Below are 16227 nucleotides of genomic sequence, written 5' to 3'. Positions count from 1 at the left end.
CGGGTCGGGGACATTCCGGATGCGGGTCGTCGGAACGCTCTGTCAGGGTGGGGCCATGACGACCCCAGTCGCGGCACGGGCGATCGACCTCCACAAGCGCTACGGGACCGGCGACTCCGAGGTGCGGGCGCTCGACGGGGTGTCCCTCGACATCGGGGCACGCGAGTTCACCGCGATCATGGGCCCGTCGGGGTCGGGCAAGTCCACCCTCATGCACTGTCTCGCGGCCCTCGACACTCCGACCTCCGGCGAGGTACGCATCGGCGACGTCACCTTGTCGCGACTGCGCGACAAGGCGCTCACGGCGCTGCGGCGCGAGCAGGTCGGGTTCGTGTTCCAGGCGTTCAACCTCGTGCCCACGCTGAGCGCGCGCGAGAACATCCTGCTGCCGCTGAGCCTCGCCGGCCGCAAGCCCGATCAGGCGTGGTTCGACACGGTGGTCGACACGATCGGGCTGCGCGACCGCCTCGGGCACCGGCCGTCGCAGATGTCGGGAGGCCAACAGCAGCGGGTGGCCTGCGCGCGGGCGCTGGTCGCCAAGCCGTCGATCGTGTTCGCCGACGAGCCCACCGGCAACCTCGACAGCACCTCCGGAGCGGAGGTGCTCGGCTTCCTGCGGCGCAGCGTCGACGAGTTCGACCAGACCATCGTGATGGTGACGCACGACGCCGTCGCGGCGTCGTACTGCGATCGCGTGGTGTTCCTCGCCGACGGCCGGGTGGTCGACGAGATCCGCGAGCCGACCCGTGAGCTCATCCTGGAGCGGATGACATGCTTCGCCTGACCCTGCGCAACCTGCTCGCCCGCAAGGTCCGGCTCGCGATGAGCGGGCTGTCGGTGATCCTGGGCGTCGCGTTCCTGTCCGGCGTCCTGGTGTTCAGTCATGGTCTGTCCGCGACCTTCGACGGGATCATCCACGGCTCGACGCCCGACGGCGTCGTCCGCGCCGCGAACACCGAGGCGTTCGACGGCGGCGTCTCCGGCCAGACCAGCCGGGCGCTGACCCCCGACGACGTGGCCGAGCTGAAGGCTCTGCCCCAGGTCGCGCGAGCCGACGGCGACGTCGCCGGGTTCGGCATGAGCCTGCTCGCCAGCGACGGCACCCTCGTGGGCGGCACCGGCGCCCCGACGCTCGCGTTCAACCACACCGACGGCCCCAACATGGACGGCGAGAGGGCGCTGCTGCTCACCTCCGGTCGCTGGCCGGCCGGTCCCGGCGAGATCGTCCTCGACGAGGGCGCCGCGAAGGCCGGCGACTACCGGGTCGGCGACGAGGTCAGGCTGCTCGCGCCGTTCGGCACGCTCGAGCGGACCGCCGAGCTGGTCGGCACCGCCGAGTTCAACGGTGGCGGTACGGCGGGCGCGACCCTGCTGGTCTTCACGACGGCCGAGGCCCAGGAGCTCTTCCTCGGAGGCCTGGACGTCTACAACCAGATCAGCCTGACCGCGGCCGACGGGGTGTCGCAGCAGCAGTTGGCCGACGCCGCCGACGCGGTGCTGCCGGACGGGTTCGAGGCGGTCACCGGTGACCAGGTGGCCGAGGAGTCCCAGGACGCCGTGGGCTCCTTCCTCGGCGTGATCAGCACCTTCCTGCTCGTGTTCGCGATCATCGCGGTCATCGTCGGCGGGTTCATCATCGTCAACACCTTCTCCATCCTCGTGGCCCAGCGCACCCGTGAGCTCGCGCTCCTGCGGGCGCTCGGCGCCGGGCGCGGCCAGGTGACGCGGTCGGTCCTGCTGGAGGCGCTCGTGCTGGCCCTCGCCGCCACGACACTCGGGATCGGGCTGGGGCTGGTCCTCGCCCGGGGCCTGGCGGCGATGTTCCGCTCGGTCGGGCTCGACATCGCGAGCGACGCGCTCGACCTCACCTCACGAGCCGTCGTCACGAGCTATGTCGTGGGGGTCGGCGTCACGATGGCGGCCGCCTATCTGCCCGCCCGTCGCGGCGCGAGGGTGGCCCCGGTGGCGGCGATGCGGGCGGACGTCGTGCCGGAGCGCGGGTCGCTGCGCCGCCGTACCCTCGTCGGCGCGGTGCTCCTCGTCATCGGCGCGGGTCTCGCCGCGGTCGGCGTCGCCGGCGCCCCGGGCTCGGACGCGGCGTGGATCGGCGTCGGGTCGGTCATCTGGATCCTCACGGTCGCGGCGATCAGCCCCGTGGTCGGCAGACCGGTGCTGGCGCTCTCCCGACGGGTCTTCGGCGTGCTGTTCGGCACCACCGGTCGCCTCGCCGGGGAGAACGCGCTGCGGGACCCGCGGCGTACCGGCGCCACGGCGTCGGCCCTGATGATCGGGCTGGCGCTCGTCTCCACCATCGGGGTCCTCGCCGCCTCCCTGAACGCGTCGGTCGACGACGTCGTGGACGAGCAGTTCACCGCGGATCTCCTCGTGCAGAACTCCAACTTCCTGCCCTTCTCGACCGAGATCGGCGACGAGGTCGCGGGCGTGCCCGGGGTCGACGTCGTCAGCCGCCAGCAGTGGACCGTCGCTCATGTGGCGTCCGGGCCGGCGGCGGACGAGACCGTCAGCGTCGCCGGCAACGACGACGCCTACGCGCGGATCTACGACGCCGACGTGGTCTCCGGCGTCGCCACGCCGACCGGCGCCCAGGCCGTCCTCTTCCGCGATCTCGCCCGCGAGCTCGGCGTGAAGGCCGGCGATCGGCTCGACCTGGCCTTCCAGGGCGGTACGACGCTGCACTTGACGGTGGTCGGCATCGTCGAGCCCACGGAGACGACCTCCGAGGTCAGCATCCCGCTCGACCAGCTCGTGGCCGCCGGAGTGCTGCGCCAGGACACCACCCTGAGCGTGCTCATCGACCCGTCGGCCGACCCCGGCCAGGTCCGCGACGCCGTCGACGCCGCGGCCGCGTCGGCCCCCATCGTCGGCGTCTACGACAAGGAGGGCTTCGCCGAGGAGATCCGCGGCCAGGTCAACCAGCTGCTCTACATCATCTACGGACTGCTGACCCTCGCCATCGTGATCGCGGTCATCGGCATCGTGAACACCCTCGGCCTGAGCGTGATCGAGCGGACCCGCGAGATCGGTCTGCTGCGCGCCGTGGGCATGAGCCGCGCCAAGGTGCGTCGCATGGTCACCCTCGAGTCGGTCGCGATCGCCGTTCTCGGCGCGGTCCTCGGCATGGTCCTCGGCGTCCTGATCGGCGTGCTGCTGCAGCGCTCCCTCTCCGACGACCTGAGCAGCCTGGGCGTCCCGACCGGCCAGCTGGTCGTGTTCCTCGTCGTCGCGATCGTGGTTGGCGTCCTGGCCGCCGTCATCCCCGCTGTGCGAGCGAGCCGGCTGAACGTGCTGGACGCGATCGCGACGGAGTAGCGCGCGTAGGCAGATCAGGCCAGTGCGACCAGGTCCGCGTAGTCCGGGCTCCACAGGTCCTCGACGCCGTCGGGGAGGATGAGCACCCGGTCCGGCTCGAGCGCGTGGACGGCGCCCTCGTCGTGGGTGACCAGCACGATGGCGCCCTCGTAGCGACGGATCGCGTTGAGCACCTCCTCGCGGGAGGCCGGGTCGAGGTTGTTGGTGGGCTCGTCGAGGAGCAGCACGTTGGCGGCCGACACGACCAGGGAGGCCAGCGCGAGGCGGGTCTTCTCGCCGCCGGAGAGGACGCCGGCGGGCTTGTGGACGTCGTCGCCGGAGAACAGGAACGAGCCGAGGACGGACCGGGCCTCGGTGTCGGTCAGGTTCGGCGCGGCCGACTGCATGTTCTCGAGGACCGACCGGCCGACGTCGAGGGTCTCGTGCTCCTGGGCGTAGTAGCCCACCTTGAGCCCGTGGCCGGCGACCACCTCGCCCGTGTCGGGCTTGTCCACGCCCGCCAGGATGCGCAGCATCGTGGTCTTGCCGGCGCCGTTGAGGCCCAGGATGACCACGCGCGAGCCCTTGTCGATGGCCAGGTCGACGGCGGTGAAGATCTCGAGCGCGCCGTACGACTTCGACAGGTCGTGCGCGGTGAGCGGGGTCTTGCCGCAGGCCGCCGGGGTGGGGAACTTGATCGCGGCGACCTTGTCGGACTGCCGCTCCCCCTCGACCCCGTCGAGGAGCTTCTCGGCACGCTTCAGCATCTGCTGCGCGGCGCTGGCCTTCGTGGCCTTGGCGCGCATCTTGTTGGCCTGGTCGGTGAGCGTCTTCGCCTTGTTCTGGGCGTTCATCAGCTCGCGCTTGCGGCGGGCCTCGTCCGTCTCGCGCTGGGTCAGGTAGTTGCGCCAGCCCATGTTGTAGACGTCGATCACGGAGCGGTTGGCGTCGAGGTGGAAGACCTTGTTGACGGTCTCCTCGAGCAGCGCGTTGTCGTGGCTGATCACGATGAAGCCGCCCTTGTAGGACTTCATCCAATCGCGCAGCCAGGTGATCGAGTCGGCGTCGAGGTGGTTGGTCGGCTCGTCGAGCACGAGCACCTCGGCGCTGGAGAACAGGATGCGCGCCAGCTCCACACGACGCCGCTGTCCGCCGGAGAGCGTGCCGAGGGGCTGGTCCATGAGCCGGTCCGGGATGCCGAGGCTCTGCGCGATCTGGAGTGCCTCGGACTCGGCGGTGTACCCGCCTCCGGCGTCGAGCTCGTCCTGCGCGCGCTGGAACTTGCGGAACGCCTTGTCCCGCTCGTTCGGGTCGTCGGAGCCCATCGCGACCTCGGCGGCCCGCATCCGTCGTACGGCGTCGTCGAGTCCGCGCGCGGACAGGATCCGGTCGCGCACGATCACCTCGGGGTCGCCCACCCGCGGGTCCTGCGGAAGGTAGCCGAGCTCGCCGCTGTTGGTGACCGAGCCGCCGGCGGGGAGGACATCGCCCGCGAGGACCTTCGTGAGGGTGGTCTTGCCGGCGCCGTTGCGGCCGACGAGGCCGACCTTGTCGCCGGGGCCGACGCGGAAGCTGACGTTCTCCATGAGGAGTCGCGCACCGACGCGTACCTCGAGCTGGTGCACCGTGATCATGACGTGGCTCAGTCTCCCACGGCAGTTCGGCACCCCCTAAACGACGGAGCCGTGCCCTAGGGTGAGTGACGTGGTGCGATTCAATCCGAAGGCCCGCCTCGACCGGTCCCGGGTCCGCGATGCCGGCTCGGGGGGAGGCGGCGGCATGGGCGGCGGCCTCGGCGGTGGCGGCATGCGCATCCCGATCCCCACCGGACGCGGCGGCATGGGCGGCATCATCCTGCTGATCGTGCTGTTCGTCATCGCCCGCTGCGCCGGCATCGACCTCGGCCTCGGCTCGGGCGGCGGCGGGACGGGCGGGCTCGGCAGCGTCTACTCGCCGTCGCGCCTCTCCGACCAGCAGGAAGGCACCGACCGCTACGCGAACTGCCGGACGGGCGAGGACGCCAACAACAGCCAGGACTGCGCGCGGGTGGCGATCGAGAACTCGCTGACCGACTACTGGCAGTCCGAGCTCGGCGGCAAGTTCCGCCCCGAGCAGGCGATGGTCACCTTCACCGGCTCAGTGGACACCGCCTGCGGCGCAGCCTCCTCGGCGGTCGGGCCGTTCTACTGCCCCGCCGACGAGGCGATCTACCTCGACACCACCTTCTTCGACGACGTCCTCGAACAACAGCTCGGCGGACCCGACGGCAGCTTCGTGGAGTTCTACGTGCTCGCGCACGAGTACGGCCACCACATCTCCAACCTGCTGGGCTACATGGGCAAGGTGCGCAGCCAGCAGACCGGGCCGCAGAGCGACGGGGTGCGCCTCGAACTCCAGGCCGACTGCTACGCAGGGATGTGGGCCAAGCACGCCACGACCACGGAGGACGCATCGGGCGAGAAGCTGATCCTCGACCTCACCCAGGACGACATCAACCAGGCGATCGAGGCGGCCAAGTCCGTCGGCGACGACTACATCCAGAAGCGCAGCGGCGGTCGGGTCGACCAGGAGGCCTGGACGCACGGGTCGTCCGAGCAGCGCAAGAAGTGGTTCATGGTCGGCTTCACGGAGGGCAGCCTCGACGCCTGCGACACGTTCGCGGCCGCGAAGGTCTGAGCTAGAGCTGGAGCAGGGACTCCATGTGCCCGAAGGTCCGCTGCAGCGCGCGCAGGTGCGGCGCCACCGCGGGATGGCGGTACTTGCCGGCCAGGGCGCCCTCTCCGCCGGCGACCCGGGCGAGCGCCCACTCCGCCCGGTTGAGCGCGGTGTAGACCGCCACGATCTGCGCGCCGAGGACGACGCTGTCGCGGTCGGCGAGGCCGTCGGGAAGTCCGAGCACGTAGGCGTCGAGCAGCGGCTCGAACTCCTCGCGCGTGGACAGCGAGAGGTAGCCCAGGTCCCCGCCGACCGGTCCCACGCCGAGGGTCCCCCAGTCGATGGCGATCGCGTCGTCGTCCTCGCGTCCGGGCACGTTGTGCGGGGTCGGATCGCCGTGCTGCGGGACCTGCGGCAGGCCGTCGAGGAGGCCGAGCATCCGCTGCCGGTGGTTCCACAGGTGCTCGGCGACGTCGGCCACGGTGGTGCGCGCGAGGGTGGCCCACCCGCCCCTCCGGGCGACCCGGGCGACCCGGTCGGCGAGCAGCGAGGTGGCCAGGAAGGTGGGACGCCCGATCTCCGCACCGGCGAACCGGCCGAGGGAGAGCGCCAGGAACAGTCCGCTCGACGCGGCGTCCTCGACCCAGTCCCGCACGATGGTGACGCCCTCGTCGTCCTCCTCGACCGAGGCGCTCGCGCTGCGCAGGCCGGGCGTGGTCGTCGTCACCCCCGTCAGCAGGACGTCGGCCTCGCGCCGCCAGTAGCCGGCGTGGCTCCGGTCGGAGAGCGCGGGAGGGTCGCCGGGTGCCGGCGCGCCGAGTCGCTTCACCACCACGGGCCGCCCGCCGAGCGCAGTGCGCCACACGCCCACGGTCGAGGTACCGGACCCTCCGGGGAGCGCCACCCAGTCGGGCTCGGGCTGCCACATGATCGGCAAACTAGCCGATGTGGAGATCCATCTCGATGACCCTCGCCGGCCCGACGTCCTGGGGCTGCTCGAGGAGCACCTGACCGACATGTACGCGACCTCGCCGGCGGAAAGCGTGCACGCACTGGATCCCGACGCCCTGGCGGCCCCGTCGATCAGCCTCTGGACAGCGCGGGAGGACGACGTCCTGCTCGGCTGCGTCGCGCTCAAGCGGCTCTCAGACGAGCACGCCGAGCTGAAGTCGATGCGGACCGCGACCGCTGCCCGCCGCCGCGGCGTCGCGGCGGCGCTGCTCGACCACGTGCTGGCCGAGGCCCGCTCGCGCGGTCACGCCCGGATCAGTCTCGAGACCGGCACCGAGGACTACTTCGCCCCGGCCCGGGCCCTCTACGTCACACGCGGCTTCACCGAGTGCGCGCCGTTCGAGGGCTACGCCCTCGACCCGAACAGCGTCTTCCTCACCCTCGCGCTCTGATCGCCTCGCCGTCCCCCGCGTTGTGGACGCTCACCACGAGCGCCTGGGCGTCGCGCAGGGCCTGCTCGAGAACCACCCGCTTCGGGTCCGGTACGGCGAGCCAGGGCCCGACCACGCCGACCGACCGCAGCCGAGGGTCGGCCAGCACCTCGTCCACCGCGCTCCGGTCCCCACCGGTGACCACGACCTCGACGCCGGCGAGGATGGTCGCGGCGTGGTCGGCGGCCGCCTCGTAGGCGATCCGCGCCTGGTTGGCGCGCCGGCGCGCGAAGCGCTGCTGGGACTGCCCGCCGGCCTTGGTCCGGCCCTGAACGTGCCGTTGGCCGACCTTGCTCGCGACGACGGCGCCGGCCTCGACCCGCGCGATCGCGAAGCCGCCCTTGCGCACCAGCAGCACGCCCCATGCGCTCGGCACCACGACGTGATCGGCCAGCTCGTCCGGCTGACCGTCGTACGGACGGGAGAACGGCAGGCGGGCGGTGAAGGTGGACCCGTCCTGGGCCACCCCGCGGACCCCGCCGTCCACGACGGCCACGACCGTGCCGCCGTGTGAGGCGGCGAAGTTCTGCAGCCACCGCGGCCAGCGGGCGGGCGGGACGAGGACCTCGGGCACAGCGCGACAGTACCGGCGAGAACGTGTTCTACTCTCCCCATGGCCAAGGCGACCCTGATGCACCCCTGCGAGCGGGTCGGGATCGATTACGTCGACAGCGCGCCTCACCGGTTCACCAACAGCGTGGACCTCGCGATCACGCCGGAGCAGCTGTTCCAGGTCTTCGCCGACGCCGAGGCGTGGCCGCGCTGGGCCACGGTGATCCGGCACGTCGAATGGACCTCGCCGCTCCCGCCGGGCGTCGGCAGCACCCGGGTGGTCTCCATGCTGGGCGGCCTGAAGGGCGCCGAGGAGTTCCTGCTCTGGGAGCCCGGCCGGCGGATGGGCTTCCGGTTCAACGAGGCCTCGGAGCGGTCGATCCGCGCCTTCGCCGAGCGGTACGACGTGGAGCCGAAGGCGCAGGGCTGCCGGCTCACCTGGACCCTGGCGCTCGAGGTCAACGGGCCCGGGAAGCACCTCATGCCCCTGAGCGGCCTCGTCTCGAACCTGTCCTTCCGGTGGTTCCTGAGGCGCCTGCGCCGCTACACCGACGAGCGGTTCGCGACCGTTTCGTAAAATTCCTCAGCGATTCGACCACGCCGGCGAGCGGCGGACCCTAGCGTCGGATCATGCTCCCGCTCCCCCGCACCGTGCTCGTCCTGGTCGCCGCCCTGGCGGCGCTGGCCGTCACGCCGGGTGCCGTCGGCGCCTCCGCGGGCGGGCAGCGTCCGAGCGTCACCGTCAGCGCCGTCGGCGGCTCCGAGATCACCGCCGCCGTGCGCCTGTACTGCCGGACCTATCCTCCCGTCGTCAGCGCCGAGGGCTCGATCAGCGCCGCCACCTGCGTGCGCCGTACCGGCCGTGCGGTGCCCTCGATCACGCACCGCGGTGCTCTCCGGCTCCGGTTCGACCGACCCGGCTGGCGCTGGAAGGCACGCTACGAGAGCACCGGCACCTCCAGCCGGGCATGCCGGGCGACCCGAACGATGCGGACGCTCCGCGAGGGCGTCTTCCGCCTCCCGCGGCCACCCCACCCCGGCACCTACCGGGTCACCCTGGTCGGGCGGGGAGCCGAGGGTCGCGTCGTCGCGGCGATCACCTGGCGCTACGGGACCGGACGCTGCTCCTGAGTCGACCCACCACTCGGGCTCGGCCGGCCGCGCTCCGGTCAGACGTTGAAGCCGAGGGCGCGCAGCTGCTCGCGACCGTCGGGGGTGATCTTGTCGGGGCCCCACGGGGGCATCCAGACCCAGTTGATCGCGACGTCGTTGACCAGGCCCTCGAGCGCGGAGTTGGTCTGGTCGGTGATGACGTCGGTCAGCGGGCAGGCCGCGGAGGTCAGCGTCATGTCGAGGACCACGTTGGTGCCCTCGTCGACGTGGATGCCGTAGACCAGGCCGAGGTCGACGACGTTGATGCCGAGCTCGGGGTCGACGACGTCCTTCATCGCCTCCTCGATGTCCGCCAGCGCCACGTTGCTCGACGCGTTGGACGACTCCCCCGTCAGGCCGCCGGCCTCGGGGACCTCGGGCAGGTCGCTGTTGTCGATGGTCTCGCTCATCAGTTGTCTCCCTCTCCGGCCTTGCCTGCGACGCCGCCGGTGCCGATGACACGGGCCGTCGCGTCCTTCCACGCCATCCACGACAGCAGCGCGCACTTCACCCGGGCGGGGAACTTCGCCACGCCGGCGAACGCGATGCCGTCCTCGAGCACGTCCTCGTCGGGCTCCACCGTGCCCTTGCCCTGCATGAGGGTGAGGAACTCCTGGTGGATCGCCATCGCCTCGTCCACGCTCTTGCCGACCACGAGGTCGTGCAGCACGGACGCGGAGGCCTGCGAGATCGAGCAGCCGAGCGCGTCGTACGACACGTCGTCGACGACGCGGCCGTCGGCGCCGTCGCTGAGGTGGACCCGCAGGGTCACCTCGTCGCCGCAGGTCGGGTTCACGTGGTGCACCTCGGCGGTGTCGGCCGACGCGCCGTCGCCCCGCAGGCCCTTGCCGTGCGGGTTCTTGTAGTGGTCGAGGATGATCTCCTGATAGAGGGCATCCAGATCCTGTGCGGTCATCCTCAGTCCAACTTGAAATAGGAGCGCGTGTATTCCAGCGCCTCGACGAGGGCGTCGATCTCCCGCGGCTCGGTGTAGAGGTACGACGACATCCGCGTCGAGCTCTGCACGCCGAAGCGGGCGTGCGCGGGCTTGGCGCAGTGGTGGCCGGCGCGGACGGCGATGCCGCGGCTGTCGAGCACCTGGGCGATGTCGTGCGGGTGCACGCCCTCGAGCTCGAAGGAGATCGCGCCTCCGCGGTCGGCCGCGGCGAGGGGGCCGAGCACGGTGAGGCCCTTGACCGTCTGCAGACCCTCGAGGGCATAGCCGGTGATCGCCAGCTCATGGGCGTGGATCGCGTCGAGTCCGATGTGGCCGAGGTACTCCACGGCCGCGCCGAGACCGATCGCCTCGACGATGGGCGGGGTGCCTGCCTCGAACTTGTGCGGGATGCCGGCGTACGTCGAGCCCTCCATGCGGACGGTCTCGATCATCTCGCCGCCACCGAGGAACGGCGGCAGCGCGTCGAGCACGGCCCGCGCACCCCAGAGCACGCCGATGCCGGTCGGTCCGACGACCTTGTGGCCCGTGAAGGCGAGCAGGTCGGGGCGCTCCTCGGCCGGCATCGCGGCGAGGTCGATCGGGAGCTGGGGCGCCGCCTGCGCGGCGTCCACGACGACGATCGCACCGACCTCGTGCGCCCGCCGCGCGATCTGCGCGATCGGGTTGACCGTGCCGAGCATGTTGGACACCCAGGCCACGGAGACGACCTTGGTGCGCTCGTTGATCAGCTCGTCGATGTCGGACAGGTCGAGCCGGCCCTCGTCGGTGAGGCCGAACCACCGCAGCGTCGAGCCGGTGCGCTGGGTGAGCAGCTGCCACGGCACGATGTTGGAGTGGTGCTCCAGCTCGGTGATGACGACCTCGTCGCCCTCGCCGACCTGGTGCTCGCCCTTCCACGCCAAGGTGTTGGCGACCAGGTTGAGCGCCTCGGAGGCGTTCTTGGTGAAGATCACCTCGTCGCGCTCCGGCGCGCCGATGAACGCGGCGACCTTGTCCCGCGCGGCCTCGAACGCCTCCGTCGACTCCGCGCCGAGCTGGTGCATGGCGCGGGCGATGTTGGCGTTGTGGCGCTCGAGATGGTCGACCATCGTGTCGATGACGACCTGCGGCTTCTGCGAGGTGTTCGCGCTGTCGAGGTAGACCAGCGGCATCCCGCCCGCGAGCGTGCGCTCGAGGATCGGGAAGTCCTTGCGGATCACCGCCAGCTCGGGGAGCAGCCCCTCGAGCGCGCCGGTCGAGCCTGGCGAGACCATCAGACCGCCGCGGTCAGGAAGCGCTCGTAGCCGTTCGCCTCCAGCTCCTCGGCCAGCTCGGCGCCGCCGGACTCGGCGACCCGGCCGGCCACGAAGACGTGGACGTGGTCAGGCTTGATGTAGCGCAGGATGCGCGTGTAGTGCGTGATCAGCAGGACGCCCTTGCCGTCGCGCTCCCGGAACCGGTTGACGCCCTCGGAGACGACCTTGAGCGCGTCGATGTCGAGACCGGAGTCGGTCTCGTCGAGGATCGCGACCTTCGGGTCGAGCAGGTCGAGCTGGGCGATCTCGTGGCGCTTCTTCTCGCCACCGGAGAAGCCCTCGTTGACCGAGCGCTGCGAGAACGTCGGGTCGAGGTTCATCCGCTCGAGGACGGCGTTGACGTCCTTGACCCAGGTGCGCAGCTTCGGCGCCTCGCCGTCGATGGCGGTCTTCGCGGTGCGCAGGAAGTTGGCGACCGAGACGCCCGGGACCTCGACGGGATACTGCATCGCCAGGAACAGGCCGGCGCGGGCGCGCTCGTCGACCGACATGGCCAGGACGTCCTCGCCGTCGAGGGTCACCGAGCCGCCGGTGACCTCGTAGCGGGGGTGCCCGGCGATGGAGTACGCCAGGGTCGACTTGCCCGAGCCGTTGGGGCCCATGATCGCGTGGGTCTCGCCGTCGTTGATCGTCAGCGTGACGCCCTTGAGGATCTCCTTGGGACCGTCCTCGGTGTTGACCTGGACCTGCAGGTCCTTGATCTCCAGGGTGCTCATGTGGGGTTGACTCCGTTCAGGGTGGTCGCCACGTCGACGTACACGTCGCCGTCGCGGACTTCGACAGGGAAGGTGGCGACAGGCTCGGTCGCCGGGAAGTTCGTGGGCTTGCCGGTGCGCAGGTCGAAGCAGGAGCCGTGGAGCCAGCACTCGATCGTGCCGCCGTCCACCTCGCCCTCGCTCAGCTGCACCGCGGCGTGCGAGCAGAGGTCCTGCAGCGCGAAGACCTCGTCGCCGTCGCGGGCGATGGCGACGTCGTACCGGTCGACGGTGACGCCGAGCGCCTCGCCCTCGGGTACGTCGGCCAGCGACGCCACGCGCTCGAACGTCACTGCGCGCCCTCGAGGACGTTCTTCGCGAGCTCCGCCTCCACGGTCGCGGCGAGGCTCTCCTCGAGCTCCGGGACGCCGATCTGACGGATCAGGTCGTTGAAGAAGCCGTGCACGACCAGGCGCTGGGCCTCCTTCTCGGAGATGCCGCGCGAGCGCAGGTAGAACAGCTGCTCGTCGTCGAACCGAGCGGTCGCGGACGCGTGGCCGGCGCCCTCGATCTCACCGGTCTCGATCTCCAGGTTGGGGACCGAGTCGGCCTGGCAGCCGTCGGTGAGGACGAGGTTGCGGTTCTCCTCGTAGGTCTCGATGCCCTCGGCGACCTTGCGGATCAGCACGTTGCCGATCCACACGGTGTGCGCCTTCTCGCCCTGCAGCGCGCCCTTGTAGACCACGTGTGACTTGGTCTTGGGGGCGGTGTGGTCGCCGAAGAGCCGGTGCTCGATGTGCTGGCCGGCGTCGGCGAAGTAGAGGCCGAGCATCTCGACCGCGCCACCCGGACCGGAGTAGTCGGCGGTGGTGTCGTGGCGGACCACGTCGCCGCCGAAGGTGATGTCGACGTGCTTGAACTGCGCGTCGCGACCCACCCGGACGTGGCGGTGGCCGACGTGGACGGCGTCGTCGGCCCAGTCGTCGATCGACACGACCGCCAGTTGGGCGCCGTCCTCGACCACGATCTCGACGTTGTCGGCGAGCGTCATCGAGCCCTCGAAGCGGAGCACGACGGTGGCCTTGCTGAACTTCTCGGCGCGGATCACCAGGTGCGCGGCGGTCGCCTCGTCGGTGCCGGTGCCCCTGATGGTCACGAAGACCGGGCGCTCGAGCACGGCCTCGGCCGGGATCGTGACGGCGAGGCTCGACTTCGCCTCGGCCAGCGCGCGGGCCGAGATCCGGTCCCACGGCACCAGTCCGGACACGCCCTTGAGCGACCCGTCCTCGAGTCGGTCGGCGCGAACGCTCGCGGGGGCGTCGAAGGACGCCGTGAACGACGTGCCCGCGAGCGGCGCGTCGGCATGGATGCCGCGCAGCCGCTTGAGCGGCGTGAACCGCCAGATCTCCTCTCGACCGGTCGGCACCTCGTGGGCGTCGACGTCGAAGGATCCTTCGGGGTGGAGGTGGCTCTCGACCTTCTCGAGAGCACCTTCAAGAACTTCGGCGGTCATCAGCCGACGGCACCTTCCATCTGCAGTTCGATCAGTCGGTTGAGCTCGAGGGCGTACTCCATGGGGAGCTCCTTGGCGATCGGCTCGACGAAGCCGCGCACGATCATCGCCATCGCCTCGTCCTGCTCCATGCCCCGAGACATGAGGTAGAACAGCTGGTCGTCGGAAACCTTCGAGACGGACGCCTCGTGGCCCATCGACACGTCGTCCTCGCGGATGTCGACGTAGGGGTAGGTGTCGGAGCGGCTGATCTGGTCGACCAGCAGCGCGTCGCACAGCACGTTGGACTTCGAGCCGTAGGCGCCCTCGTTGACCTGGATCAGCCCGCGGTACGACGTCCGCCCGCCACCGCGCGCGACCGACTTGCTCAGGATCGAGCTGGAGGTGTGCGGCGCGGCGTGGACCATCTTGGCGCCGGCGTCCTGGTGCTGCCCCTCGCCCGCGAAGGCGATCGACAGGGTCTCGCCCTTGGCATGCTCGCCCATGAGGTAGACGGCGGGGTACTTCATCGTCACCTTGGAGCCGATGTTGCCGTCGACCCACTCCATCGTCGCGCCGGCCTCGCAGACCGCGCGCTTGGTGACGAGGTTGTAGACGTTGTTGGACCAGTTCTGGATGGTCGTGTAGCGGCAGCGGCCGCCCTTCTTCACGATGATCTCCACGACCGCGGAGTGCAGCGAGTCGGAGGAGTAGATCGGCGCGGTGCAGCCCTCGACGTAGTGCACGTAGGCGTCCTCGTCGACGATGATCAGCGTCCGCTCGAACTGGCCCATGTTCTCGGTGTTGATCCGGAAGTAGGCCTGCAGCGGGATGTCGACGTGGACACCCTTCGGGACGTAGATGAACGAGCCACCCGACCACACGGCCGTGTTGAGCGCGGCGAACTTGTTGTCGCCGACCGGGATGACGGTGCCGAAGTACTCCTTGAAGAGCTCCGGCTGCTCCTTGAGCGCGGTGTCGGTGTCCAGGAAGAGCACGCCCTGGGCCTCGAGGTCCTCGCGGATCGAGTGGTAGACGACCTCGGACTCGTACTGCGCGGCGACACCGGAGACCAGGCGCTGCTTCTCCGCCTCGGGGATGCCGAGCTTGTCGTAGGTGTTCTTGATGTCCTCGGGGAGGTCGTCCCAGGTCGCGGCCTGCTTCTCGCTCGAGCGCACGAAGTACTTGATGTTGTCGAAGTCGATCGCCGACAGGTCCGAGCCCCACGTGGGCATCGGCTTGCGGCCGAAGAGCTTGAGGCCCTTGAGACGCAGGTCGAGCATCCAGTCCGGCTCGCTCTTCTTGGAGGAGATGTCGCGCACGACGTCCTCGTTGAGGCCGCGCTTGGCGTTGGCACCGACGTCGTTCTTGTCGGACCATCCGAACTCGTAGCGACCGATCCCCTTGAGCTCGGGGTTCAGCTCTTCGATCGAGGTCATGACGTGACCTGCTCCTTCTTTGTTGAGGGGATGCACGTGGTGCACACCCCGTCGCCGTGGGCGATGGTGGCCAGGCGCTGGACGTGGGTGCCGAGGACCCGACCGATGGCCTCGGTCTCGGCCTCGCACAGCTGGGGGAACTCGTGGGCGACGTGGGAGACCGGGCAGTGCTGCTGGCACAGCTGCTCCCCCACGACCGGCAGCTGACGGACGGCGGCGGCGTACCCCTCGTCGGAGAACACCATCGCCAGGACCTGGGCGGGGGACGCCTCGGGATGGTCGTGCTGCACCGCGGGGAACCGCTTCTCGATGAACGACGCCCGGCGCTCGGCGAAGGCACGGACCGCCTCGTCGCCGCCGGTCTCGGCCAGGAAGCGCAGCGCCTCGGTGGCGAGGTCGTCGTACTGCTGGTCGAAGGCGTCACGGCCCCGCTCGGTCAGCGCGAACACCTTGGCCGGGCGGCCGCGCCCGCGCGAGCCCACGGGACGGGGGTCCCGGGCGACGACCTGGCCCTCGGCCAGCAGCTGGTCCAGGTGCCGGCGTACGGCGGCCGGGGTCAGCTCGAGCCGCTCCGCGAGCGCCGCCGCGGTGGACGGGCCGTTGACCAGGATCGACCGCGCGACGCGCTGACGCGTCGGCTGATCGGTCTCGGTCGCCATTTCCACAACATCAGTGTGCCGTTAATGGGAGCCGGCGTTCAAGCAAGGGTCACCTTACTGCGGCGTCCGGCCGCGAGAAGGCGCGTGGTTCGGTCCCCCACCGCAGCGATTCGGCGCGGAATGGTGCGGTTCGGGACCGAACCGCACCACGTCCGACGCCCCCGCGGCCTACGCGCGTTCCGGACTCGTGTGCCGCAGCCAGGCCAGCCCCGCGAAGGGCAGCACGAGGGGCAGGAAGCCGTAGCCCTGACCGAAGTGCGACCAGACGGTCCTGTCGGGGAACAGGTCGGTGGCGAGGTAGCTGAGCGCGCCGACCGAGAGCACGCCGAGCAGCTCGATCGTCACCGCGATGCCGGCGACCCGCCAGCCGGTGGCGCCGCCGAGCAGGAGACAGGTGGTGGCGACCAGGTAGAGCACCGCGGCGACCAAGGACAACGAGTAGGCCAGCGGCGCCCTCTCCGGCTCCAGGCCGAGCTGGACCGCCGAGCGGCCGGTCGCGGCGACGGCGAAGAGCCCGTAGACGAAGACGAGGGCACGTCCCCATCCCTCGGCGAGGGCCTGGCTCGGCTGCCCGGGACG

At 70.7% G+C, this 16227-nt stretch carries 18 protein-coding genes; 6 read left to right on the top strand and 12 right to left on the bottom strand.

Annotated elements, in window-relative coordinates; genetic code table 11:
- Positions 1-55 precede the first annotated feature (55 nt).
- Complete coding sequence (locus tag FHP29_RS12300; RefSeq protein WP_139623135.1) at positions 56-784, top strand: ABC transporter ATP-binding protein; 729 nt, start codon at positions 56-58, stop codon at positions 782-784.
- Complete coding sequence (locus tag FHP29_RS12295; RefSeq protein WP_139623134.1) at positions 772-3330, top strand: ABC transporter permease; 2559 nt, start codon at positions 772-774, stop codon at positions 3328-3330. The genes FHP29_RS12300 and FHP29_RS12295 overlap by 13 nt, the downstream gene beginning before the upstream one ends.
- 14 nt (positions 3331-3344) lie before the next feature.
- Here FHP29_RS12295 and FHP29_RS12290 read toward each other — a convergent pair whose 3' ends face one another.
- Positions 3345-4943 (bottom strand): ABC-F family ATP-binding cassette domain-containing protein, encoded by a 1599-nt coding sequence (locus FHP29_RS12290; RefSeq protein ID WP_139623133.1) that lies wholly within the window; start codon positions 4941-4943, stop codon positions 3345-3347.
- Between the two features lie 73 nt (positions 4944-5016).
- Between FHP29_RS12290 and ypfJ the strand changes: the two genes are divergently transcribed.
- Positions 5017-5985 (top strand): KPN_02809 family neutral zinc metallopeptidase, encoded by a 969-nt coding sequence (ypfJ, locus tag FHP29_RS12285; protein WP_139623343.1) that lies wholly within the window; start codon positions 5017-5019, stop codon positions 5983-5985.
- A 1-nt stretch (position 5986) separates the two neighbouring features.
- Here the strand turns inward: ypfJ and FHP29_RS12280 are convergent, their stop codons facing one another.
- Entirely contained in the window at positions 5987-6892 is a 906-nt protein-coding gene (locus FHP29_RS12280) for a phosphotransferase family protein (RefSeq protein WP_139623132.1), read from the bottom strand.
- Positions 6893-6911: 19 nt separating this feature from the next.
- On the opposite strand from FHP29_RS12280, the gene FHP29_RS12275 reads away from it, so the two are divergent.
- Positions 6912-7367 carry a GNAT family N-acetyltransferase gene (locus tag FHP29_RS12275; RefSeq protein WP_240044470.1) on the top strand — a complete coding sequence of 152 codons (456 nt, stop codon included), beginning with the start codon at positions 6912-6914 and terminating at the stop codon, positions 7365-7367.
- On the opposite strand, the gene FHP29_RS12270 is transcribed toward FHP29_RS12275, so the two are convergent.
- Positions 7351-7980 carry an acVLRF1 family peptidyl-tRNA hydrolase gene (locus FHP29_RS12270; RefSeq protein WP_139623130.1) on the bottom strand — a complete coding sequence of 210 codons (630 nt, stop codon included), beginning with the start codon at positions 7978-7980 and terminating at the stop codon, positions 7351-7353. The two genes, FHP29_RS12275 and FHP29_RS12270, sit on opposite strands and share 17 nt — an antisense overlap.
- 39 nt (positions 7981-8019) lie before the next feature.
- On the opposite strand from FHP29_RS12270, the gene FHP29_RS12265 reads away from it, so the two are divergent.
- Positions 8020-8535, top strand: coding sequence for an SRPBCC family protein (locus FHP29_RS12265; protein ID WP_205014055.1), 516 nt, complete (start codon positions 8020-8022; stop codon positions 8533-8535).
- Positions 8536-8588: 53 nt separating this feature from the next.
- A complete protein-coding gene (locus tag FHP29_RS12260; RefSeq protein WP_139623129.1) occupies positions 8589-9089 on the top strand; it encodes a hypothetical protein in 501 nt (166 codons plus the stop codon).
- Between the two features lie 38 nt (positions 9090-9127).
- Here the strand turns inward: FHP29_RS12260 and FHP29_RS12255 are convergent, their stop codons facing one another.
- From FHP29_RS12255 to FHP29_RS12215, 9 genes are all read right to left on the bottom strand, one after another.
- Positions 9128-9520, bottom strand: a complete 393-nt coding sequence (locus FHP29_RS12255) for a metal-sulfur cluster assembly factor (RefSeq protein ID WP_139623128.1) — start codon at positions 9518-9520, stop codon at positions 9128-9130.
- Entirely contained in the window at positions 9520-10026 is a 507-nt protein-coding gene (gene sufU, locus FHP29_RS12250) for a Fe-S cluster assembly sulfur transfer protein SufU (RefSeq protein WP_139623127.1), read from the bottom strand. Before sufU ends, FHP29_RS12255 begins: the two co-directional genes overlap by 1 nt.
- A 2-nt stretch (positions 10027-10028) precedes the next feature.
- Positions 10029-11321, bottom strand: coding sequence for a cysteine desulfurase (locus FHP29_RS12245; RefSeq protein WP_139623126.1), 1293 nt, complete (start codon positions 11319-11321; stop codon positions 10029-10031).
- On the bottom strand, positions 11321-12079 hold the full coding sequence (gene sufC, locus FHP29_RS12240; protein WP_139623125.1) for a Fe-S cluster assembly ATPase SufC: 759 nt from the start codon (positions 12077-12079) through the stop codon (positions 11321-11323). Before sufC ends, FHP29_RS12245 begins: the two co-directional genes overlap by 1 nt.
- The gene (locus FHP29_RS12235) at positions 12076-12411 is read right to left on the bottom strand and encodes a non-heme iron oxygenase ferredoxin subunit (RefSeq protein ID WP_139623124.1); all 336 of its coding nucleotides are present in this window, start codon (positions 12409-12411) and stop codon (positions 12076-12078) included. The genes sufC and FHP29_RS12235 overlap by 4 nt, the downstream gene beginning before the upstream one ends.
- Positions 12408-13571, bottom strand: coding sequence for a Fe-S cluster assembly protein SufD (sufD, locus tag FHP29_RS12230; protein WP_139623123.1), 1164 nt, complete (start codon positions 13569-13571; stop codon positions 12408-12410). Before sufD ends, FHP29_RS12235 begins: the two co-directional genes overlap by 4 nt.
- On the bottom strand, positions 13571-14989 hold the full coding sequence (gene sufB, locus FHP29_RS12225; protein ID WP_139623122.1) for a Fe-S cluster assembly protein SufB: 1419 nt from the start codon (positions 14987-14989) through the stop codon (positions 13571-13573). Before sufB ends, sufD begins: the two co-directional genes overlap by 1 nt.
- Positions 14986-15648: a helix-turn-helix transcriptional regulator gene (locus tag FHP29_RS12220; RefSeq protein ID WP_139623121.1), complete on the bottom strand. Its 663-nt coding sequence runs from the start codon at positions 15646-15648 to the stop codon at positions 14986-14988. Before FHP29_RS12220 ends, sufB begins: the two co-directional genes overlap by 4 nt.
- A 168-nt stretch (positions 15649-15816) precedes the next feature.
- A partial coding sequence (locus FHP29_RS12215) for a hypothetical protein (protein ID WP_139623340.1) occupies positions 15817-16227 on the bottom strand: 411 nt, incomplete at its 5' end.

Source organism: Nocardioides albidus (assembly GCF_006335005.1).
Taxonomy (GTDB): Bacteria; Actinomycetota; Actinomycetes; order Propionibacteriales; family Nocardioidaceae; genus Nocardioides; species Nocardioides albidus.
The sequence above is the reverse complement of the archived record's forward strand: the minus strand, read 5'-3'. Positions and strand labels throughout refer to the sequence as shown.

Excerpts from the sequence above, each read along its gene's own strand:
- FHP29_RS12255 (WP_139623128.1), bottom strand. The coding sequence starts at position 9,520 with ATGAGCGAGACCATCGACAACAGCGACCTGCCCGAGGTCCCCGAGGCC.
- FHP29_RS12265 (WP_205014055.1), top strand. The coding sequence starts at position 8,020 with ATGGCCAAGGCGACCCTGATGCACCCCTGCGAGCGGGTCGGGATCGAT.
- FHP29_RS12245 (WP_139623126.1), bottom strand. The coding sequence starts at position 11,321 with ATGGTCTCGCCAGGCTCGACCGGCGCGCTCGAGGGGCTGCTCCCCGAG.
- sufU (WP_139623127.1), bottom strand. The coding sequence starts at position 10,026 with ATGACCGCACAGGATCTGGATGCCCTCTATCAGGAGATCATCCTCGAC.
- sufD (WP_139623123.1), bottom strand. The coding sequence starts at position 13,571 with ATGACCGCCGAAGTTCTTGAAGGTGCTCTCGAGAAGGTCGAGAGCCAC.
- sufB (WP_139623122.1), bottom strand. The coding sequence starts at position 14,989 with ATGACCTCGATCGAAGAGCTGAACCCCGAGCTCAAGGGGATCGGTCGC.
- FHP29_RS12290 (WP_139623133.1), bottom strand. The coding sequence starts at position 4,943 with ATGATCACGGTGCACCAGCTCGAGGTACGCGTCGGTGCGCGACTCCTC.
- sufC (WP_139623125.1), bottom strand. The coding sequence starts at position 12,079 with ATGAGCACCCTGGAGATCAAGGACCTGCAGGTCCAGGTCAACACCGAG.
- FHP29_RS12300 (WP_139623135.1), top strand. The coding sequence starts at position 56 with ATGACGACCCCAGTCGCGGCACGGGCGATCGACCTCCACAAGCGCTAC.
- FHP29_RS12260 (WP_139623129.1), top strand. The coding sequence starts at position 8,589 with ATGCTCCCGCTCCCCCGCACCGTGCTCGTCCTGGTCGCCGCCCTGGCG.
- FHP29_RS12280 (WP_139623132.1), bottom strand. The coding sequence starts at position 6,892 with ATGTGGCAGCCCGAGCCCGACTGGGTGGCGCTCCCCGGAGGGTCCGGT.
- FHP29_RS12220 (WP_139623121.1), bottom strand. The coding sequence starts at position 15,648 with ATGGCGACCGAGACCGATCAGCCGACGCGTCAGCGCGTCGCGCGGTCG.
- FHP29_RS12295 (WP_139623134.1), top strand. The coding sequence starts at position 772 with ATGCTTCGCCTGACCCTGCGCAACCTGCTCGCCCGCAAGGTCCGGCTC.